Source organism: Methanobrevibacter gottschalkii DSM 11977 (assembly GCF_003814835.1).
In the GTDB taxonomy this organism is placed as follows: domain Archaea; phylum Methanobacteriota; class Methanobacteria; order Methanobacteriales; family Methanobacteriaceae; genus Methanocatella; species Methanocatella gottschalkii.
Map to the genome: position 1 here is coordinate 1 of NZ_RKRG01000002.1, position 21,272 is coordinate 21,272.

Sequence of the window (21,272 nt, forward strand, 5' to 3'; positions counted from 1 at the left end):
TATACTCCACATAGAAACACAAAATTTAAAAAAGCATGCAAATTATTAAATATTATTTTAGTTCATTTACCTCCATATTCACCACAATTAAATCCAATAGAACAAGTTTGGAAATCAATAAAAAGAATCACATACACTACTTTTGTCGAAACAAAAGAAGAATTAATAAAATTATTTAAAAAAGAATATTATAAGATAATAAATAATAAATCATTCTTTAATAAATGGGTATCGAAATACATTCTTAAAAGTAAGGTTTTTAACTATAAATTAAGAACTATGGGGTTGGGACTCTCTGAGAAATATTTCTTGGACATTATAATATCTTTAGCGATGTTAAAATGTCTTATGAAACCATAAGGAACTCTTTTATTAATTTATGATGGACTTTTACTATTTAAATGAAGACTTAAAACTCTCAGGGATATTGTGGATATGATGTACAATGGGTTAAAATCAATAGAAAATGGCATTATACGTCATGTTTTATTTGATTTAGTTCATAAAAATGCCAATAGCAGAGTTTATTAGCTAAAAATGAAGATTCAAAAACAACTAAAAATTTTATAAAAAACAGCATTTAACCGAAAGATTGCATTGCAATTGTAACAGATTTAAAACCCAAGTTTATGATAAAATAATAAGAGAATTAGGTTTTATTCATCAACATTGCACTTTTCATTTTATTATTAAATATCTATGATTACAATTAACCCGGAATTAACAAAAATGCAAAAAGAATTCGAGCAGAATTTAAAAAAAATGGATTTAAATCTCTCTGACAATCAAATTAAAGAAAAATTGGCTCTGTCCGATTTGGTACTGATGTTTAGTTTTGTTGATTTTTGCACATCGTTTGATCCATCTGATGTCGTTAAGTTTTATTCTGATTAGCAGACTTCTGTATGTTTTGTAAATTCTTTTTATTTTGCTAGGTAGTGTTGTTTTGTAAAATCCTTCGATTAGGTTATTTGTACTTGGTATTTTTTTTGTTAGTTGTGTGTTGTATTGTTTTATCTAAGTATTTAGCTAAATTTTTTTAGGAATGCTTTTATTTCTTTTGGTAGTTCTTCTAATTTTTCATATAATTTATTGAATCTTTTTCTTGCTGTTTTTTCTGTCTTAGATTTGAATATTAAGCTTATTTTTTTCACTAATGCATCATCTAACCTTAATTTGTTGGTGCATTCTTTTCTTTTGGATTTCTTTTCGCTTAATTTTTTGTTTAGATTTTTCTTTTTATTGTTGTCTTTTTGTTGTTGTTTGTCTTCTTTTCTTGTTCTTCCCCTTTTTCCTTTTGTATTTTTTACTTATTTCTTGCATTTCTTTTGCTATTTCATCTATTTCTTCGTTTAATTTTTTTATTTTTCTATTTTAGCCCATTATGTTTCTTTATTAGTTTATCCATTAAATTTTTCATTGCATGAAAAGTGCATCTTTGATGATTAAAGTCTAAATCATCAATTATTGATGCATATGCTCGATATCCATCGGTTATTATTGTTTTTACATCTAAATTTAAGAGTGATGTTTCTAAAAATTCTTTAATAAAATTTTTTTGTGAAAAATTCCCGTGGAACAACTGAATCTTCAATAATAAGTTTATTTTCTGCATCTAATAGTGTTAAACGGACGTATGGTTGGTGTTTAATCCACAAAAATTCCTCATCATAATGAACAAATCCATTAAATTCAATTTCAATATCAACAATTCTTTTTTGAATCTCTTTAATGCTTAAACTTAAATATTCATCTATTTTTTGGTTAAATAAGTCATGAACTCTTGTTATTTGAATTTTAATACCTAAAAACAGATTAATTATCTCACTAATTTTTTCACAAGAAATTTGCTCAATACTCTCCAATTTTACTATTAAATCTGCTAGAAAATTATTATATTTACAATTTTCATCAACAAAATAATTTAAATTAGTTATGGTCGTAATGTAGTTGTTATTTTCTTTTTTTATATATTTCTGTACATAAATATGGGATAAATTATCTAAAGCAATGGATTTAGTTCCATTACATTTAAATCCAATCATCAAATAAATTATTTTTCCTGATTAACGTTGATTAAAATGATTTTATCATCGTCTTGAGCAATATTATTTAAAAAATATAGAAAAGTCATTGGAAAATCAAGATCTATCAAACATCTGCCATTACAAAAGAAAGTTTTATATATCTCTTCAGCATTAAATAATACTGGAGAGTTTGTTTTTTGCTTCATAAATAAACATATCTCTCCAATCAATATATAACTCTTTTTAAATAACTTTACACTAGAAATAAACCTCAAAATGTAACCTAATTAAGTATATGGGAATCCAATAATTTAAATTAGTGAATTAAAGTAACCTCATCAAGATTAAAAATGAAATCAATAAAATCAAAGCAAAAAGATTCAACTACGAATTTAAATCAACACAAAATCAATAAAAACAACACAAACATAACTAATAATAAAATCAATTTCAAAAAAAACATTTAAATTCATCGAAATGAAATTTCAACTGTAAAAACAAAAAAATAAAGAAAATTCAGAGACTAAAAATTAAAAAATCAGTACCAAATCGGACAGTGCCAAAAATTCATAATAAATGAATATTTAAGCTTAATTTATTAATTATTCAAACAACAAACATATAATAAAGCATTACAATACATAGATTTATTAAAAAAAGAATCAATTAATTTTTCAAAACTTTTAAAAGATTATAATGGATGAAAAATTTTTCCCAAAATATAGAAAATTCATCCACTTCCTTGAAAAAACACATAAAAGGAAAATTAAACAATATCAACAACCAAATAGAAAATTATATAGGCAATACAATGCCAAAAGCACAAAAAAAGAAATTCAGAACATTAAAAGGAATATTCAACCAAATAATGCTCCAAAAAAATGGATGGATTGAAAAAAGAAAACAAGAGCTAACAAATTGACAGTCCCAATTATTTATCAAATTGTTTATATATTATGTCTATATTATATAATTAACAGGAGGAGTTTTTCTGGATTTTAAAATGGCTGTTGTGATGCCGGCATATAATTCCGCTAAATATATTCAAAAGGCATTAGATTCAATTATTGATCAATCACTGGATTTCAGGGATATTCAAATCATTGTTGTTAATGATGCAAGTAATGACAGTACTAAAAGTGTTGTTGAAGAATACATCAAGGAATATCCTAAAAACATCACTTTAATCAATAATGATGAAAACAGGGGTCCGGCATATTCAAGAAACGTTGGACTTCAAAATGTAAATGCTGAATTTGTGAACTTCCTTGATAGTGATGATTGTATTTCAAGAAATGCATTTGAAAAAGCATATCTGTTTTTAAAAAATAATGAAGAAATTGACATTGCTTCAATTCCAATATATTATTTTGGTATCAAAAACAGGCCTCACAATTTGAATTTCAAATTCAGCAAAACTCAGGTTATAAACTTAGATGAGCATCCTGAGTACATCCAGCTTTCAGGTCCTTCAAGCTTTTTTAGATTTGAAAAGTTAAAACATTACAGATTCAATGAAAATTTAAGGGTTTCAGAAGATCCTCTTTTAATCAACCAGATGCTTATTGACAATCCTAACATTGGTTTTATAAATGGTGCTAAGTATTACTATCGTCAGGATACTCTTCAAAATTCATTAATTGCAACTTCAACAAGTCACAAGTCTTATTTCACGTCACGTGTTGATAATTATTTCATCGGTCTTATTAATTATGCAATTAATAAAAAGGGATATGTTCCCAGATTTATTCAACATATTTTGATGTATGATCTGCAATGGATTGTTGAAATTCGTTTTATTCATTTGTTGCTTAGCCAAAGCGAAATTGATGAGCTTTATGATAAAATATTCTTTATTTTAAAGTATATTGATAGTGATGTGATTTATCATCAGTTGTCTCTTCCAATTGAACTTAAACATCATTTGGCATTACTTAAAGATCATGGTACTGCCTATAGATTAAATAAGGATAATTTTCAGGAAGACTTCAACTTAAATACTGTATATATTGATAATTATGAATTTTTAGACAAGGATAAGATTTATATTTCTGGTGTTTTAACTAACTTTTTAAGAAGTACTGATGTTTATGCGATTGCGGATGGCAAAATTTACAATACAAATAAGCTTAATTTCACCCAAAGACGTAATTTTTCTCTTGATTTTGACTATGGTTACAATCATAGTTTTGATGTGGTTCTACCAGTAAAACCTGGAATGAAAATATCATTTAAAACTAATGCTTCTAATCTTTTGATTGATTATAATCAAACTTCAAGACTTTCTGGAACTTCCAGATATAGATTTTCTAAGGATTATTTGTCAATTGATTGTAGAAATCATATTCAAATTATTGAAAAAACAATCACAAAAGGAGTTAAATTAGAATTATCTGTTTTAAAGCAAATTTTAAAAGAGAAAAAACAAGGGTGGCGTACAGGTATTCTTTTAAGAATATTGTATTTCATGTTTTATTTTTACTTCAGGAATAAACACATATGGATATTTATGGATTTGCCGAATTCTTCAGGGGATAATGGATATTTCTTATTTAAAAAAGCAATTAAATCAGATAAACTTAAAAATATTAAAAAGTATTATGTTTTCTCAAAGTCCAAAAATCTTCATGAAACATTTGCCGAACAAGAAAATAAATATGTTGCAAGTTCAAAATTTATGAAAGCCAGAACCTTATCTGGCTTTATAACTCCAAATGAAGAATTTGAAAGATTGAAAAAAATAGGTAATGTCCTACAATACAAATCAATCAAACATAGGCTGTATTTATTATTTGCCGATTACATTATTGCTTCCCATCCAGATAATGGAATCATTTATCCATTTTGGGGAAATTACCATCATTTGTCTGGTCTTGCACGATCCAAAACCATATTTCTACAGCATGGTGTTACAAAAGATGATATCTCCTATTGGCTCAATCGGTATGATAAAAGAATAGGTTTAATTGTCACTGTATCTGATCTGGAAAAAGAATCATTTTTAAATCCTAAATATGGATATGATGAAAGTTGCATCCAGGTACTTGGTTTTCCAAGATTCGACTTTTTAAAAAAGGGCGAGGATAAGAAGGAAATTGTTTTAATGCCTTCTTGGAGAAGACAACATTCTCAACTCAGTGAAGACGAATTTATTCAAACAGATTACTTTAAATCTATAAATGAATTGATGAATAACGAATATCTGATTAAATTCTTAAAATCAAAAGGATACAGGTTAATATTCAAACCTCACAGAAATGTTTTGAAATTCATTGATTCATTTGATATCCCTGATGAAGCGGAATTGGGCATTGAAATGTCATACAATGAGATATTTAACCATGCGTCATTGATGATTACAGATTATTCTTCTGTTGCATTCGATTTTGCTTATCTTAAAAAGCCATTAATCTATTATCATCATGATGATGATTATCACTTTAATCTGGATGATTCTTACTTTAAATACGATACAATGGGTTTTGGTCCTGTTGCAACACAAATCGATGAGTTAAAAGATGAAATCATAAGACTGGTTGAAAATGACTGTCAAATGGATGAGAAATATATTAAAAGAGTTGATGATTTCTTTAAATACACTGATAAAAATAACTCTAAAAGAGTTATTGATAAGATTTTGGAATTTGATGAAATGTTTTATTATTAGATGATTTCCAAATGATTTAAAATACAAAAGATTGTTTTGAATTGGTTTGGGATATTAATCTATTGGGATTTGAAACTGTAATTATTGTCTTGATAATTATTTTTCTAAGAGATAATTGGCAATTACTATAAGTATATTAATGTTTAAATTTTTATATCTTAAAAACTAATTTTTAATCATGACATTGATAGACATCATGCTTAAAAGAAGAAGTACAAGAACATTTGCAGATGAGCCAGTCACTAAAGAGGAGCTTGATAAAATATTGCAGGCGGCACTTCTTGCTCCAACTAGTATGAATAGAAAACCGTGTAATTTTATGGTTGTTGAAAGAAGTGAAACTCTAAGACAGCTTGCAAATTGCAAAGACCATGGTGCAAATCTCCTTGAAAATGCAGATAAGGCAATTGTTGTTCTTGCAGATACTATGATTGCCGACACATGGTGTGAAGATTCATCGGTTGCTTTAACTTATATGCATTTAATGGCAACGGAATTAGGTCTTGGAAGCTGCTGGGTTCAGGTTCATTTAAGGTCTAAAGACAAAATTCCTGCAGAAGAGGTTGTAAGGGAAATCCTAAATGTTGACTCTCATTACAGGATTGTAGGCATGCTGGCTATTGGACGCTCTGACAATATTCCAAAGCCACACTCATTAGATGAACTGGATAAGAGCAGAATTCATTTTTTAGTATAATATGTCGGAAAAGAGTTTAATTGTAAATCATGATGCTATTGATGAGGATTTAACAGAGAAATTCATAAACATGCATGATGGTCTTCCAGTTTTGCTTATGAATATTTTAGATGATTTTGATGATGGCATCTGGATTAGAAGATATGAGCTATACCTGAAGTATCCTGAATTGGAAAATCTGGATGGAAAGGAAATGGAAATCACATCCGAACTTTTAAAGGAAGGTAAGATAAAAGAAGCCGAGGATTTTCAGATAAATTATGCTCTTGATTTTTTAGATAAGCATCCTCAGTTCAAACAGATGATTGATGGAGTTCATCGGCAGGGCAGCAAGGATTTGGAAATTCTTTTGAACTCAATTAAGGAAGCTTTCATCGGAGATTTTGACTACTTTTAACCCTTGAATAGTTACAATATCTTTATATATAATCCTCTATAAAATAGGATTTGGATATAACTACTCAATTGTAAAGGGGATTTAAAATGCATGTTAAAGATGTTTTAGACGATTTGGATATTAGGGTCAAATTACCTCAGCACTGGTATTCAACCGATGTAAGTAATGAATTTGAAGATGCCGAACTTGTCAGAAATGACGAAATAATTAAAATCAGGGTTGAAGGTGAAAAAAATACTAAAGTTATCATCATTGATGTTGATGACGGGATGAGTGTTGTCAGTCTACTTCCGGATAAAAAAGTCATCGGAGTTAAATACCTAAAAAACAAAGATGACTTCGAATACATTGGTAAACCATCTGAATTGTATTTTTAAATCTTTTATCCACTCTCTTTTTTCTTTTTATGATTTTCCATTATGTTTGCCTGATACCGAACTTTTCAACCGATTTCGATAGAAAAAAGCTATTGCTCCAAATCACCCACATTAAGTTACAAAATATTTAAATATATATAAATTATATTGTTAATCACAAAGATTAGGAGGAATTTATTATGGTTGATAAAAAAGCACCTGCAGAAGGATGGCCTCCAATTAGTGGAGATTACATTGTTGGAGACCCTGAAAGTCCAGTAGCTGTTACAACTCTCGCTTCCCATATTGAAGCTGACTTATCTGGAGCAGCAATTGCAGGACCATGTAAAACTGAAAACTTAGGTATTGAAAAAGTCGTAGCAAATGTTATTTCAAATCCGAATATTAGATTCTTAATTTTGGCTGGTGCTGAAGTTCAAGGTCACATTACTGGTCAAAGTTTTAAGGCATTGCATGAAAATGGGGCGGATCCTGACAAAAAGAAAATTGTTGGAGCAACAGGAGCTATTCCTTTCGTTGAAAATGTTCCTCTTGAAGGAGTTGAAAGATTCCAGCAACAATTGGAAATTGTTGATTTGATTGACACCGAGGATATTGGAAATATTCAATCTAAAATCAACGAATGCATTGAAAAGGATCCTGGAGCTTTAGAGGAAGATCCTATTGTTATGGAAGTTGATGAAGAAAACCAAAAATTGGTTATCGTTAATGATGATGCTGAAGATTAATTTCTTCAGCCCTCTTTTTAAATTTTCGTGATTTTTCACACTCCTGCTTTATCTTTTTTTATAATGTTCAAAATTTTTATATGTTCTGCCGGTCATAGTAGTAATTGCAATCTTTGCCAATATCTGAAATGATATATGAAATATTTGAATTTATATGACGTCATGTTAAATGATTGAAATTTTGAACTATTCCACAAATGTGGATTTGAAAAAATAGTAGGTGATAGTATGAATAATTGCCAAAGCAGCTCCGTCAATTGGAGTGAAAAAGTCAGAATCCTGGATGAAAAAATTCGTCGTGAAATCGGACTTGAAGGGGAAAGTGAAGCAAAACATATTCTCATCAAGGTTCAAACCAAATCCGCCGAAACCATCGAACCAGCGTTCATAGTAGGAGAGGATGAAACATTCCTGGATCTATTTGTTTTGTCTCCACAGGAATCCAATATTATTTCCACAGCCGTCTTGAAAAACAACATCCAAAGTATCGGTGTTATTGGAGGAATGTCTGCTGAAAAAACGGATGCATCGGAAATCCCTGACAGGCCAGCACTTGATGATGCAAGCACATTGTACCAATAGGTGCATGTTGGCAGATTCAATCAATAAAAGATTTGGAGGTTTTCGTGACTTCTACAATCTTTTAAATCTTCTATGAGCATTATGAACCAATGATTGTTTCAACTTTTAAAGAGTCTTATTTAAAACTCTCTAAACATATACATGTTGCTGTCCGTTTTATAATTTTTTTTCGACTGCTTTTAGATAAGTGAAAATTTATTGGATAAAATTTGATTTCAGGTATTTCAAATATATTATAATTATGTCTTATTTTGATTTAAAATGAGGAGCAGGCGGTAGTGTCTGGAGCTATTTTTTTTAAGCATTATCCAAGTTCAGAAATTTTTCTCTTGGATGTTAAAAGTGCAATTCTTTATCAATATTTCTGATAACCCGATTTTAAAAATGCTGCATGGAGTATTTTCTATAAAAAAGCATGCTTTAAAGACATCTTTGATTTTAAGCCAAAAACAGTTGATTTACAGATTATTGGCTAATCATTCAATTTTACACTTAAAAATAGAAATGGAGTAGATTTATAATCTACTGATTTTAATTAAAGATTCTACAGGAATGCCTTCAATTTCAGAAAGCCCTGCTTTATCAATAAGTACGGTGACGCAAGTTGGTTCCCCACCTAAGTCTTTTACTGTATGAATTACTTCCCTTACTGTTTTCCCACTAGTAATGACATCATCTACAATAACAACCTTTTTGCCTTCAACGGTTCCAAAGTTAGTGCTTATTGCACCTTCATCATCACTGGAGTCCTGATTTTTTCTGTGTTTGTTCGGGTGGAAAATAGCTATTGATGTGTCAATTCCAGTCATGTCTTCAATGAAATCAGCCATCACTGTTGCAAACGGCACTCCACTTACTGCAATACCTACAACAGTGTCTACTTCACCATGGGATAATGCCATATCACTTAAAGCACCTGAAACATAGCTTAAACGTGTGGAATTTCCACCAATACTCTTCCAATTAATAGCAAAGTCTACTGGTACCTCGGTTTTTTCTTCCGCTTTTTGAAGAGTCAACCATCTGGCAGTGTCCATACTTACATTAAGTTCGTCAGCGATTTCACCGGTTGTAAAACCGTGTTGTCTTAATTCTTGCGCTTTTGCAATTAATTTTTGTTTCACAGTATCACCTAATTATAATTCATCAAAACTAATTGGTTTGTGTTCTTTAGAGGATCTGTTTGCTGCAATAACCATTTTAAGAGCTTTAAGTCCGTCTTCACCAGTAATTTCTGGTTCGCTTCCTGTCACTACTGCATTTAAGAAGGAAGTTAATTCACTTTTTAAGGGCTCTTCATGTTTAATTTCGATATCCTGGGCAAATTTGCCATAAACCTCAATACTCTGCTGGATATAATCTACAGATATGATTCCGGCGGTACCTGTAAGTTCCAATTCTCTACGTTTGTATGGGGTTAACCAGTTTACTTCAATAATTCCAGTTGATTCATTATCGAAATTAACCATAATTTCAGCATGGTCTTCAAAGTCACAGTCATCCAATATGCTGTTCATAGTGCCGTAAACCTGTGTGATTTCCTCTTCAAACAAATAATTCAAAATGTCCAGGTCATGGATAGCTAAATCGATTGACACACCAACATCCTTAATTCTTGGTGGTAGCGGACCTACTCTTTTTGCAAATCCGGTTACAATATCTCCAATTACTCCATCATCAATAAGTTCCTTAGCTTTTCTAACAGCTGGATTGAATCTTTCAACATGCCCTGTTGCAAGCAGCACTCCGGCTTCTTTAGCAGCTGCAATCATTTCTTCTGCTTCTTCCAATGTAAATGCAATCGGTTTTTCAACCAGTATGTGTTTTCCATGTTTTATTGCTTCCATTACTGCAGCATGGTGGAATGTAGTTGGAACACATATGCTTACTGCTTCGATTTCGGGATTTTCAAGTAATTCAGAATATTCAGTATATCCTGTAGCACCATATTTTTTTTCAATTTTCTTAAGTGCTCTTTCACTCACATCACTTACAGCGACTAAATTTGCTTCTTCCATTTTGTGATAGACACGAACGTGGTTTTCACCCATTGCACCTACACCAATAACTCCTACGTTTACAGTTCTCAAATTAATTCCTCCGTTTAAACATAATTTTGGAAATGTTCTCCAATGCGTCTGCCAAGTTCAACCGCATCTTTAATAGAACCTTTCTGGGTTTCCTTTTTAAGGATTTCTCCTTGTTTAGTTAATAAGATTGAATAAAGTTTAAATTCTTTATTATTCACACGAGCAATAGCTCCAATAGGCCATTGACATCCTACACCAAGCTCTTCTAAAACCATCTTCTCTGCAAGCACTTCTTGCATGGAAATATGATCATTTAACTTTTGAATAATCTCTTTTTTATCAGAGTCTTTTCTAGTTATGATTGCAAGTGCACCCTGGCCTGCAGGCGGCGTAATATAATCTATTGGGAATACTTCTTTAATGTATTTTGTAAGATTTAATCTTTTAAGACCTGCTTCAGCCATTATTGTTGCATCCAAATCACTATTAAGTGCTTTATCAATCCTGGTTTCTATATTTCCTCTGATAGGTTTAAGTTCGAATTCTTTTTCGTAATGATTGCAAAATGCTTCTCTTCTAAGGCTGCTTGTTCCAAGTTTGGATCCCGGTCCAAGTTCCGCCCAGGTTTTTGAAGAAATAAGCACTTCATTTGGAGATTCACGTTTAGGAACTGCAGCAATTTCCAAATCTTCATTTAGTTCAGTCGGTAAATCTTTAAAACTGTGAACAGCAAAATCGACTTCTTCTTCTAAAAGAGCAATATCCAATTCTTTAGTAAACAAACCTTTCGAATCCATATTGTATAATTGTGAAGTGGTAATTTTATCTCCTTTTGTCTTAATAATTTCTAAATCAATAGCTTCACCAGTTATTTTTTCCAACCAGGCGCATACCTGTTTAGTTTGAGCTAAAGCTAACTGACTTCCGCGTGTTCCAACAATCATTTATTATCTCCAAGTTTTTAAAAATTAATTATGCAATTTAATTTTGTTATATTGTTAAGTTTTGCAAGTAATAATTATTAAATGTTTATAATTTTTCAAAATATTTTTTTAATATTTAAATTGATAATTTTTTCATCTTTGCTTTAATTTCCGGTAATCTGACCGATAAATAAAAAGAAGATTTTTATTGTTTTTTAATGCAATATCGTAAACATCATTGTAATTTTCAATTAACTGACATTTTTTAGACATTTTTTTCTGAATCGAACTTCCAACATCTCCTGTCAAAATAATATTGCAGGAGACATTGTCTAGAAGTTCACTTACTTTCTCCTCATCAATTTCTTCACAAGTTATTCCGTAGTCTCCACCAACAGCGATCAGGTAGTCATTTAAATTACATATCATGTTTATTGACTCTTCAATTGATTTAGTATTGATTCCGGGATTGATTTCTTCAATTACAGTAATATTTCCGATTTGTTTTTTATTTGTTCTTCCGGGGATTCCTTTGTAATTTTCAATTCCGTTTATAATTTTGTCTTTTGGAATTTCCAAACTTAGTGCAGTTAAGACAGCTCCTAAAACATTGCTCACGTTATGTTTTCCAGGTGCAAAAGCGGTCATGCTAATTTCACCAGAAATTATGTTGCCATTAATTGTTTCAACATGGCTGAATATGATGTCCATTTTAGTCTTATCTGGTGTGTATTTAACATCATCCAGATATAAATTTGAATTTTCGTCACTTAGGGAAAACGTGTTGACTTTATCATGCTTTATGTCATTGTAGTATGTGTCATATGCTTCTTTTTGACAAACTACAGTTCCGCATCTGAATACTTGTCTTTTAGCTTTACTTGCACTACTTTTACCTTTTGCAATCGGGTAATCCTCAGCAATGTTCAATAATACGCCAACATCCCCAATACCGCTAACTCCTAATGATGATTCAAAAATTGCCGAGTTATATCTGCGTGGGTTTTCACTTTCAGCAATGCCGCCGGCGATTTTACAGAGGGGATTGGATATTTTATATGCAAGATCAATTGTTTCTTTAATATTTGCCGGAGCTATTGAGATATTCTGTTTTAGCATGATTTTTTTTCTGTCTTCATAAAGCATAGCTCCAAGACTTGATAAAATCAACGGATTCTCATCAATTAAAATCTCTTTGAGCATAAAAACGCTGGATGTCTTGCCTTTAACTCCAGTCACTTCAACTTTTGGAAAATCACCTCCCCAATCCTCTAAAAGTTCGCAAATAATTTCATGGTGGGTTTGGAAAGTGTAGTTGAGGTCGGGATTGTGTTTAGCAATGTCTTTAAAACTTATAGGCATATGGATGGGGTAGATAATATTCATATCTCCCTTAAAACTTGCAAGATCACTTAACTGTATCAAATCTATTTTGTAAATACTAAGCATTTTAGCTTCAATGTCATTTAACGTGTTGTAGATATCATATGCAAGCACATTTTTTCCTTTTTTTGCAAGGCTAATTGCAATTTTAACTCCTCCGTGGGTTAAATCAATGACAAGATGATTCATTATTTGCACCTTGTATTTTTGGGATTCCACCTTCGCTTAATTTATCTTTAACTTTTTCATAGAAGTATTTGGTTGAAGTACGGATGAAGTAAGCGTCTTTGTCGGATTTTTTAAATTTAATTTCTTCTTCATATGCCGCCTCTTCATTGATTTGACCGTCGATAACGAATACTGCAGTTTTACCTTTTTTAAGTAATTTGACTGTAATTTCACTACTGTCCGATACTACGAATGGTCTTGCTCCAAGTTTATATGGGCAAATTGGTATTATAACGAAACCCGCTACTTTAGGATCAACAATCGGTCCTCCTGCAGACATTGCGTAAGCTGTTGAACCGCTTGGTGTTGAAATAATCAGTCCGTCTGCTCTTACTTCTTCAATTATTTCTCCATCCACTTGTATTTCAAAATGCATCATTTTTGCAGGTTTGTTTGTCATTACAACTACTTCATTCATTACACTGTATTGGTTGTTTTCGTGTGAAACAACAAGCCTGCTTCTTTTTTCTTTATAATAATCTCCTTTTAAAATGGAATTCAACGCTTCAAATGTATGTGGAGTTTCTATTTCAGTTAAAAATCCAACTGTTCCCATATTTATTCCGAATAATGGAATTTCAGGATTCATTTTTCCCTGTGCTCTTAGCAGTGTTCCGTCTCCTCCGAGAATTATTGCCATATCACAATCAAAGTCAAAAATCTTTTCTCCCAACTGTTTGAAATTTATATTTAAATTGAGATCTTCAAATGAATCCGCCATTTCCGGATGTTTTTCTTTAACTTCATTGATTATTTTATCTATTTCGGGGTTTTCTTTTAGTTCAGTTAATCTATGAGCTAATCCCTCTTCAATTGTTACTTCACGTCCATTTGTTAGTAAATAATCAATAATTTTTGCAGCAAATAAAATCGGTCTTGTCTGGTCAATTCTGGATACTATTCCTACTTTTCCAATAAAGTCGGTCTGATTGTCATTTAGGATATCAATCATCTGTTTATGGAGTATTATGTTATTGGCAGCTACAATAATTGTTTTTTCATAAATGCTTAGTATATTGTTTAGTTTCTGCCCGTATTTGTTTGTAATGATGCATCCCGCTTCTTCAAGAATTAATTTGGATGCTGCAATATCAATTATTCTGCTTCCTCTAAGGTCTAAAAATGCATCATATCTTCCGCTGGCAACATAAGACAATTCCAATACAACACTTCCTAAAACTCTCATACGACGAGCATTATCGACTAATTTGGAAGCTTGTGATGTGCCGCTTTTTGTAAATCCTCCAAGTGTCATGTCACTAATGTTTATGATGTTGCTGGGATGGACTTCTTCATTGTTCAGCCAACATCCTTTTCCTTTTTCAGCTTCAAAAAAATTACCATTGGCGAAATTACTTATAAAACCAAGTTCAACATCATTTAAAGTTGCAAGACGACCTTGATTGACACTGGAGACGGCTATTGAAATTCCAAAAGCAGGAATTTCTTTAATTGCATTATTGGTCCCATCAATTGGATCGACTAAAAATATGAACTTCGGTATTTCATCTTCTTTTAAATCAGTACGTCTGAGTTCATCAGTAAGTTTAATGCTTCTTTTAGTGCCACGGCCAAGTTTTAATTCTCCGATTTCTTCACTGACGATGTATGACAATACAGGTGCATTTTTTAGGATATTGATCATTTTATCTTCTGCAATTATGTCAATCAATGATGTTGGAGTTCCATCAGCACCAATTTTTACTTTCTCTCCAGATTCGGGTTTTCCAACATAGGGTCTAATTACTCTTGAAACTTCACGGATAATTTCATATGCTAAATCGGTTGCAATCTGTTTGTCTTTTGCATCCATGTTTATCACTCTATTAGTTCATCCTTTAAATAAACGACTGATGCAACAACTGATGCGATTTCACGAACAGTTGCTGTGGAGGATTCAACTATCAAATCCCCTTTTATTTTGACTCCTCGTTTATCCATCATATAGTTGACCATCATTTCTGCTTCTTCAATAAGTTCATTCGGATCTTCATTAATTCCTGTTGTTTCTACAACACATCCTAATTCTTCACCAATAGCTACTGCAATAACAGCAGTTATTTCATCTCCTGGGTTGTCTGATGTCACTTCTGATAAAACACAGTTCACCATAGATCCTGCTTTGAGTTTAGGTAACTTATTAATTTCCGCATTGCCTGCAAGCATACTGGATACTTTAATTAAGTTCACATCACCTATTCCAGCATCGGTTAGGGCATTATCAAATGCGTTTAATTTACTTGGACCTTCATCTTTTCCAGATACAATAGCTATTTTCATTTTATCACTAACCTTAGATTTGTATGTTATATTAAATAAATATTTAAATGATAAAAAAGTAACTAGATTTAGGTGCGCCTAATGATTTTAAATAAATATTTATCAATGATTTTATCGGCATGTTTTTTCATGCTACTTATGATGATTGTATCTGCTGTTACGGTTGTGTTCTTTAATGGGGGTTCCATCCCATATGTGGGCATTGTTTTTGTTGTAATTTTTTATTTTATGGCACGCATGTTCTATAATTATTTAAGAAATGATGAACTTTACAAAAACAATAAAAATTACACAAGCGATGCACCGGATGAGGAATATATGATTAAAGGTCCAAGAGATGCTAAAAAAATATTCATAATCTTCTGGGTAATAATTGTTCTGATTTTGGCAGCCGTCTCTTTATGGTTATATTCATTTAATATGGGTTCGGTCTAATTTATTTTTAAAAAAATTCTAATTCATAAATTACGCTATTTTAGCGAATAGTTTATATAAAATGGAAAAGATAGTTTATATTAATCTAGTAATATTCCTTATTATATAGATTAAAAACCGGTTTTTATTTATGGAGGAAAAATTATATGTCAACAAAAGTTGTAGAGATTAAAACATTAAAAGTTGGAAAGTACATCGTTTTAGGTGGAGAAGCTTGTAAGATTATCAGTTACACTACCTCATCTCCTGGTAAACACGGAGCTGCAAAAGCAAGAATTGAAGCAGTAGGTGTTTTCGACAACCAAAAAAGAAGTTTAGTCAAACCAGTGGATAACAAAGTAGATATTCCTATCATCGATAAAAGATTAGGGCAAGTTATTTCTATTCAGGGAGCTAATGTTCAATTAATGGACATGGAAAACTATGATACTCTTGATTTACCAATGCCTGAAGATTTAAAAGATTCCATCGTTGAAGGTATTGAAGTGGAGTACATTGTTGCTTTAGGTAATATGAAAATAATGAGAATAAGAGGATCTAACTAGATTCCTTTCTCTTATTCATGTTTCCTTTAAAAGATTAATTATGCTTTTAAATACATACGAACCATGGAAATTCGCATTTTCCAGTGAAAATGAAAATATTAAAGAAAATTCATTCGGGATAATCGGAGTTCCCTTTGACAGCACTACTTCTTATCACTCCGGTGCACGTTCGGGACCAATTGTTGTAAGGGAAGCATCATTTGGTTTTGAAAAATACAATACTATTTTTAATAAAGAATTAAACACTGTTTTTTATGATTTTGGCGATGTTAATGTAGTTCCCGGAAATTGCAGTAAAACTTGCCGGATAATTGAAGATACAGTAAATGAATTATCAGACTTGAAAATTAAACCTATAATAATCGGCGGAGAACATTCAGCATCAATCGGAGCTATTAAGGCACTATCTGAAAAATATGAAAGATTAACAGTAATACACATGGATGCTCACAGAGACCTTGCTTTTGATTTCATTGGTGAGAAATGTTCACATGCAACAGTTATGAGAAGAGCTCATGAACTGGGAGTCAATTTAGTTCAAATCGGAATCAGATCATCTTCTAAAGATGAAGAGGACTTTGTAAAATCAACCTATAATATTCAGACATTTAAAAACAAGGATGTTCACAAGCACATGGATGCAATTGAATATTACTTGACAAACATTGATGGACCTATTTATATTTCAGTAGACATGGATGTAATTGATCCGGCCATCGCTCCCAGTGTTGGAAATCCAACTCCCGGAGGATTATTTGTCTCTGAAATGGAAACATTACTTAAAACATTATCACATAAAAATGTGGTGGGCTTTGATGTCGTTGAAACTGCAAGTGATAGGCTGGGGGATAATACTGCGGTGGTTGCAGCTAAACTGATTTATGATTTTCTAACATTAATGGATTAATTTTAAAAATTAGTCATTGTAGCTCATTAACTGATTATATGTCTGTGATTTAAAATTATATTATTTAAATATAAAATTTCCATGCTTTCGAATAAGTTGAATAATGGTTATTAATTGAATGCTTTGAAATAAATTTGGATAAAACTCTTTTATCTAAAATATTTATAAATAATGTGTTTCCATCTCACAATCAAAAATACTTGTTTTATTCCAAAATTATTGATTCTTTAAATTTATATTTCAAATATTTTTTAAGCTTTAAACTTAATATTAATTTAAATGGCAGTGTTTTTATTAAAATGGATTTTAATTAATAATTTGAATAAGCGGATATTTTTTGAGATGTCCTTAATTACTGAGGTTAAAATCAATTCTGGTTAGTGATTTATAAAATAACAATACCATTAAATATCACCAAAACAAAATCTATAATATTAAATAAAAAACGGAGCATATTGTTATGAATAAAAGAACTATTGAGCTTTCAGGCCATATTATCGATTCATTGACTTTAACTAAAACAATGGGCATAATCATGGACAAAGGTGGAGAATTTGACATTCTTGAAATAGATGTTGGACGTAAAAAATCAGATATAAGTCATGCAAAAATTGAAGTTTCAGCAGATTCTCCCGAATTATTGGAGTCTATTTTAGATGAATTATCTGTACTTGGTGCTGCAATTGATGAAATTAAGGAAGTCAATCTCGTTGCATCTGTTAAAGATAAAGTTGCTCCTGAAGGTTTTTATTCATCATCTAATCATTCAACTCATATTTTCTATGATGGGGATTGGATTCCTGTTGAAGAAATTGAAATGGACTGTTTAGTAGTTGTTGATGAAGATGAAAAACGTGCTTTTGTAAAACCAATTGCCGATGTTAAGGTTGGCGATAAAATAGTAGTTGGTCTTGATGGGGTTAAAGTAACACCACCTCACAGATCAAGGGACGAACAACAGGTATTCGAGTTCATGAACAGTGAAGTATCTTCTGAAAAGCCTTTAATGAATTTAATTAAGGGTATTGCAAGTGAAATGAAAGAAATCAAGGCTAAAGGCGGAAAAATAGGTATTGTGGGTGGACCTGCTATCGTACACACTGGTTCCGGCAAATATTTGGCTGCACTTGTAAAAGAAGGATACATTGATGTTATAATGGCTGGCAATGCACTTGCAACTCATGATATTGAGTCAAACTTATTTGGTACTTCTTTAGGCATTGAAGTTGAAACAGGCAAAATTGTGGCTCATGGCCATACTCACCATATGAGGGCAATTAACAGAATCAATCGTTCCGGTTCGATTAAAAATGCGGTTGAAGATGGAACTTTAACTGGAGGAATTATGTATGAATGCATTAAGAATGATGTTCCATATGTTCTTGCAGGTTCCATCCGTGATGACGGACCGCTTCCTGATGTCATAACTGATACTGCAGAATCACAAAAGCTGATGAGGCATTATGCCCAGGAAGTTGACATGGTGATCATGATTGCAACAATGCTTCACTCAATTGCAACCGGCAACTTACTCCCTTCAAGGGTAAAAAGTATTTGTGTGGATATTAATCCATCCACTGTTACTAAGTTATCCGATAGGGGAAGTGCACAGGTTGTTGGTATTGTAACTGATATTGGAACATTCCTACCACTTCTCTATAACGCTTTGCATGAGGAATAGCATGGAATTTACAGCATACATTCTTGATGTATTGACTGATTCGGCATATCCCGCAAGAATTAAAATTGAAGATGGTATTTTTAAAGAGATTACTCCAATTTCTGCCGACTGTGAAATTGAATTGGATGTGGAAGGTTTATTGCTTCCGGGTTTTATTGATTCACATATTCATATTGAAAGTTCAATGCTTACTCCGGCACAATTTGCTAAAATTGCAGTAATGCACGGCACTACATCTGTTGTATGTGATCCTCATGAAATAGCTAATGTTTGTGGAATTGAGGGTATTGAATTCATGATTGAAAATGCAAGTCAGGTTCCATTTAATTTTTATTTTTCAGCACCGTCCTGTGTTCCTGCCACTTCATTTGAAACATCTGGTGCTGTTCTGGATTCTGAGGATATTGAATTTCTACTGAAAAAAGATGAAGTTGTCGCATTAGGGGAAATGATGAATTTCCCTGGTGTTATTGATGGTGATGTGGAAGTTATAGAAAAACTTGAATTGGCTAGAAAATATAAAAAACCGATTGACGGTCATGCACCACTGCTTTCAGGTAAAGAATTGGATAAATACCTTGAGCAATATATAATTACTGACCATGAATGCAGCAATTTCTCTGAAGCTATTGAAAAAAAGCAGAAAGGTATGAAAATAATGGTTCGTGATGGATCTTCTGCTAAAAATATGGAGGCTCTATTTGATTTTTCACAACGTATTGAATACTTGAGAAATCAGGATAGCTTTGGCATAATTCCGTCTGAAGTTCTGGAGAGAAGAATTCACTCACCTATTTTTGATTTTATTGTAAGTGATGACAAACACCCTAATGATCTGATTAAAGGTCATCTGAATAAATCTGTTAAAAAAGCAGCAGAGTTGGGTGTGGACATTATCAAAGCTATTGAAATGGTCACAATAAATCCCGCAGCGCATTATGGTTTGGAAGCAGGTTCTATTGTAACCGGTGCAAAAGCAGATTTTGTCGTAATAGATAATTTAATCGATTTTAACATTCTAAAAACATACGTTGCAGGCAGATGTGTCTTTGATGGTGAAAAGGTTTTATTCGATGCTCCTGAAGTTGATGCACGAAATTCAATCAAAACAACTAAAAAGACTGAAGAGGACTTTGAAGTCTATTTTGATGGTGATGAATGTGAAGTTAATGTTATAGAATGTTATAATGGTGAATTATTAACATCCAAATCTGGTGCAAATTTAAAAGTTATAAATGGAGTAGTTAAGCCTGATATCTATGATGATATTCTGAAAATATCTGTAGTTGAGAGATATGGCAAAAACAACATGACCAATGCTTTTATTAAAGGCTTTGGTCTTAAAAAAGGAGCTATTGCATCATCAGTTGCTCATGACTCCCATAATATTATTGTTGTTGGATATGACTCAGCAATGATGGCTGAAGCTGTAAATACAATCATTGAAAACAAAGGGGGATTTGCAATAGCAAGTGAAGACTTCAGTGAATCACTCTCTCTTCCGATTGCAGGACTTATGAGTAATGAAGATGCATTCGTTGTTGCAAATAAATTGGAAGTCTTACATAAAATGTCTCAGGCATTAGGATGTAAACTTGACTCCCCATTCATGACAATGGCATTCATGGCATTACTTGTTATTCCATCTCTTAAAATATCTGATTTGGGATTATTTGATGGAGATTCGTTTGAATTTATTGATGTTATTAAAAATTAGGGTTTATAACCTTTTCTTATTAATTCTTTTTTTATTTCACCCATTGCTTTTATATCCTCCCTATACCCCACTTTTGTCACTACACGGTTTGCTTCTCTGAATTTTTTAAGATATTCCTCTTTTTTATCTTCTCCAGCCATATCAAAACGGCTTAAATCAGCCAGTGATTCAATTACATAACCAAATCCTCTGTTCATGGCTTGAGTAGGTTTGTTTATCATCAATTGTGTGACTTTTGATTTAATGACAACAGCTGCACCATTCTTTTTAATAGGATCGCTTTGTTTTATGGCATCTGTTAGGCTAATTACTTCACATTTAAAATATGCATCCGCACATTTTAGGGAATTGTCTTCGCTGAAATAATCTTGAGGTAATTTTCCAATGGTTGATACAGTAAATAACTCCGGATTATGAGTAATATTTACAATAAACTCTCTTTGAGAGATAATATTTTCTAAAGTTTGACTTCCTTTAAAAATACGGTTCAAAATTTTATCTCTGCCTGCACAAATTACACCAATTGGTGCGGCATTCTTGATATTCTCACAATTTTTTGTTGTAATAATTGTTTCGTATTGTCTTCCTTTTTCCATTCCAATTAACGCCAAATCTGTTTTCATGTTATCATTTAAGTTTTTTAAAAAACATTTTTATATGTTAATTAA

22 protein-coding genes and 1 pseudogene are annotated in these 21,272 nt (G+C 31.7%); 14 read left to right on the top strand and 9 right to left on the bottom strand.

Annotation, left to right across the window (positions count from 1 at the left end; genetic code table 11):
• Both EDC42_RS09790 and EDC42_RS03670 read left to right on the top strand, forming a co-directional pair.
• Positions 1–127 (top strand): annotated as a pseudogene (locus EDC42_RS09790) (transposase); the annotation flags it as partial.
• Between the two features lie 572 nt (positions 128–699).
• On the top strand, positions 700–894 hold the full coding sequence (locus tag EDC42_RS03670; RefSeq protein ID WP_123833387.1) for a hypothetical protein: 195 nt from the start codon (positions 700–702) through the stop codon (positions 892–894).
• 650 nt (positions 895–1,544) lie between these two features.
• On the opposite strand, the gene EDC42_RS03675 is transcribed toward EDC42_RS03670, so the two are convergent.
• Both EDC42_RS03675 and EDC42_RS03680 read right to left on the bottom strand, forming a co-directional pair.
• Complete coding sequence (locus EDC42_RS03675; RefSeq protein WP_069572704.1) at positions 1,545–2,045, bottom strand: hypothetical protein; 501 nt, start codon at positions 2,043–2,045, stop codon at positions 1,545–1,547.
• A gap of 8 nt (positions 2,046–2,053) precedes the next feature.
• Positions 2,054–2,233, bottom strand: coding sequence for a hypothetical protein (locus EDC42_RS03680; protein ID WP_069572708.1), 180 nt, complete (start codon positions 2,231–2,233; stop codon positions 2,054–2,056).
• Positions 2,234–2,727: 494 nt separating this feature from the next.
• Here EDC42_RS03680 and EDC42_RS03685 point away from each other — a divergent pair, with 494 nt between their 5' ends.
• The 7 genes from EDC42_RS03685 to EDC42_RS03715 all read left to right on the top strand — a co-directional run bounded on the left by EDC42_RS03685 (position 2,728) and on the right by EDC42_RS03715 (position 8,475).
• Positions 2,728–2,949 (top strand): hypothetical protein, encoded by a 222-nt coding sequence (locus tag EDC42_RS03685; protein ID WP_123833388.1) that lies wholly within the window; start codon positions 2,728–2,730, stop codon positions 2,947–2,949.
• Positions 2,950–3,030: 81 nt separating this feature from the next.
• Entirely contained in the window at positions 3,031–5,694 is a 2,664-nt protein-coding gene (locus EDC42_RS03690; RefSeq protein WP_083234805.1) for a bifunctional glycosyltransferase/CDP-glycerol:glycerophosphate glycerophosphotransferase, read from the top strand.
• A 178-nt stretch (positions 5,695–5,872) separates the two neighbouring features.
• Positions 5,873–6,391 carry a nitroreductase family protein gene (locus EDC42_RS03695; protein ID WP_069572717.1) on the top strand — a complete coding sequence of 173 codons (519 nt, stop codon included), beginning with the start codon at positions 5,873–5,875 and terminating at the stop codon, positions 6,389–6,391.
• Between the two features lies 1 nt (position 6,392).
• Positions 6,393–6,788, top strand: coding sequence for a hypothetical protein (locus EDC42_RS03700; protein ID WP_069572720.1), 396 nt, complete (start codon positions 6,393–6,395; stop codon positions 6,786–6,788).
• 86 nt (positions 6,789–6,874) lie between these two features.
• Positions 6,875–7,165 (top strand): hypothetical protein, encoded by a 291-nt coding sequence (locus tag EDC42_RS03705; protein WP_069572722.1) that lies wholly within the window; start codon positions 6,875–6,877, stop codon positions 7,163–7,165.
• Between the two features lie 179 nt (positions 7,166–7,344).
• Entirely contained in the window at positions 7,345–7,893 is a 549-nt protein-coding gene (gene mtrA, locus EDC42_RS03710; RefSeq protein ID WP_069572724.1) for a tetrahydromethanopterin S-methyltransferase subunit A, read from the top strand.
• A 228-nt stretch (positions 7,894–8,121) separates the two neighbouring features.
• Positions 8,122–8,475, top strand: coding sequence for a hypothetical protein (locus EDC42_RS03715; protein WP_069572730.1), 354 nt, complete (start codon positions 8,122–8,124; stop codon positions 8,473–8,475).
• A 515-nt stretch (positions 8,476–8,990) separates the two neighbouring features.
• On the opposite strand, the gene EDC42_RS03720 is transcribed toward EDC42_RS03715, so the two are convergent.
• The 6 genes from EDC42_RS03720 to EDC42_RS03745 form a co-directional block, all read right to left on the bottom strand.
• Positions 8,991–9,599, bottom strand: a complete 609-nt coding sequence (locus EDC42_RS03720; RefSeq protein WP_069572732.1) for an orotate phosphoribosyltransferase-like protein — start codon at positions 9,597–9,599, stop codon at positions 8,991–8,993.
• A 12-nt stretch (positions 9,600–9,611) separates the two neighbouring features.
• The gene (locus tag EDC42_RS03725) at positions 9,612–10,565 is read right to left on the bottom strand and encodes a Gfo/Idh/MocA family protein (protein WP_069572740.1); all 954 of its coding nucleotides are present in this window, start codon (positions 10,563–10,565) and stop codon (positions 9,612–9,614) included.
• Positions 10,566–10,579: 14 nt separating this feature from the next.
• On the bottom strand, positions 10,580–11,449 hold the full coding sequence (gene hemC, locus EDC42_RS03730; RefSeq protein ID WP_069572743.1) for a hydroxymethylbilane synthase: 870 nt from the start codon (positions 11,447–11,449) through the stop codon (positions 10,580–10,582).
• A gap of 132 nt (positions 11,450–11,581) precedes the next feature.
• On the bottom strand, positions 11,582–13,000 hold the full coding sequence (gene cfbE, locus EDC42_RS03735) for a coenzyme F430 synthase (protein WP_069572745.1): 1,419 nt from the start codon (positions 12,998–13,000) through the stop codon (positions 11,582–11,584).
• Positions 12,981–14,852, bottom strand: coding sequence for a bifunctional NADP phosphatase/NAD kinase (locus tag EDC42_RS03740; protein WP_069572749.1), 1,872 nt, complete (start codon positions 14,850–14,852; stop codon positions 12,981–12,983). Before EDC42_RS03740 ends, cfbE begins: the two co-directional genes overlap by 20 nt.
• A 5-nt stretch (positions 14,853–14,857) precedes the next feature.
• Positions 14,858–15,319: a pyruvoyl-dependent arginine decarboxylase gene (locus tag EDC42_RS03745; RefSeq protein ID WP_069572750.1), complete on the bottom strand. Its 462-nt coding sequence runs from the start codon at positions 15,317–15,319 to the stop codon at positions 14,858–14,860.
• A gap of 81 nt (positions 15,320–15,400) precedes the next feature.
• Here EDC42_RS03745 and EDC42_RS03750 point away from each other — a divergent pair, with 81 nt between their 5' ends.
• The 5 genes from EDC42_RS03750 to ade all read left to right on the top strand — a co-directional run bounded on the left by EDC42_RS03750 (position 15,401) and on the right by ade (position 20,604).
• Positions 15,401–15,754, top strand: coding sequence for a hypothetical protein (locus EDC42_RS03750; protein ID WP_069572751.1), 354 nt, complete (start codon positions 15,401–15,403; stop codon positions 15,752–15,754).
• 146 nt (positions 15,755–15,900) lie between these two features.
• Entirely contained in the window at positions 15,901–16,299 is a 399-nt protein-coding gene (locus EDC42_RS03755) for a translation initiation factor IF-5A (protein WP_069572752.1), read from the top strand.
• A gap of 40 nt (positions 16,300–16,339) precedes the next feature.
• Positions 16,340–17,206 carry an agmatinase gene (speB, locus tag EDC42_RS03760; protein ID WP_069572757.1) on the top strand — a complete coding sequence of 289 codons (867 nt, stop codon included), beginning with the start codon at positions 16,340–16,342 and terminating at the stop codon, positions 17,204–17,206.
• Between the two features lie 460 nt (positions 17,207–17,666).
• Positions 17,667–18,887 carry an ornithine cyclodeaminase gene (locus EDC42_RS03765; protein WP_069572759.1) on the top strand — a complete coding sequence of 407 codons (1,221 nt, stop codon included), beginning with the start codon at positions 17,667–17,669 and terminating at the stop codon, positions 18,885–18,887.
• 1 nt (position 18,888) lies between these two features.
• Positions 18,889–20,604: an adenine deaminase gene (gene ade / locus EDC42_RS03770; protein WP_069572761.1), complete on the top strand. Its 1,716-nt coding sequence runs from the start codon at positions 18,889–18,891 to the stop codon at positions 20,602–20,604.
• Here ade and EDC42_RS03775 read toward each other — a convergent pair.
• The gene (locus EDC42_RS03775; RefSeq protein ID WP_069572763.1) at positions 20,601–21,227 is read right to left on the bottom strand and encodes a DUF447 domain-containing protein; all 627 of its coding nucleotides are present in this window, start codon (positions 21,225–21,227) and stop codon (positions 20,601–20,603) included. The two genes, ade and EDC42_RS03775, sit on opposite strands and share 4 nt — an antisense overlap.
• Positions 21,228–21,272 lie beyond the last annotated feature (45 nt).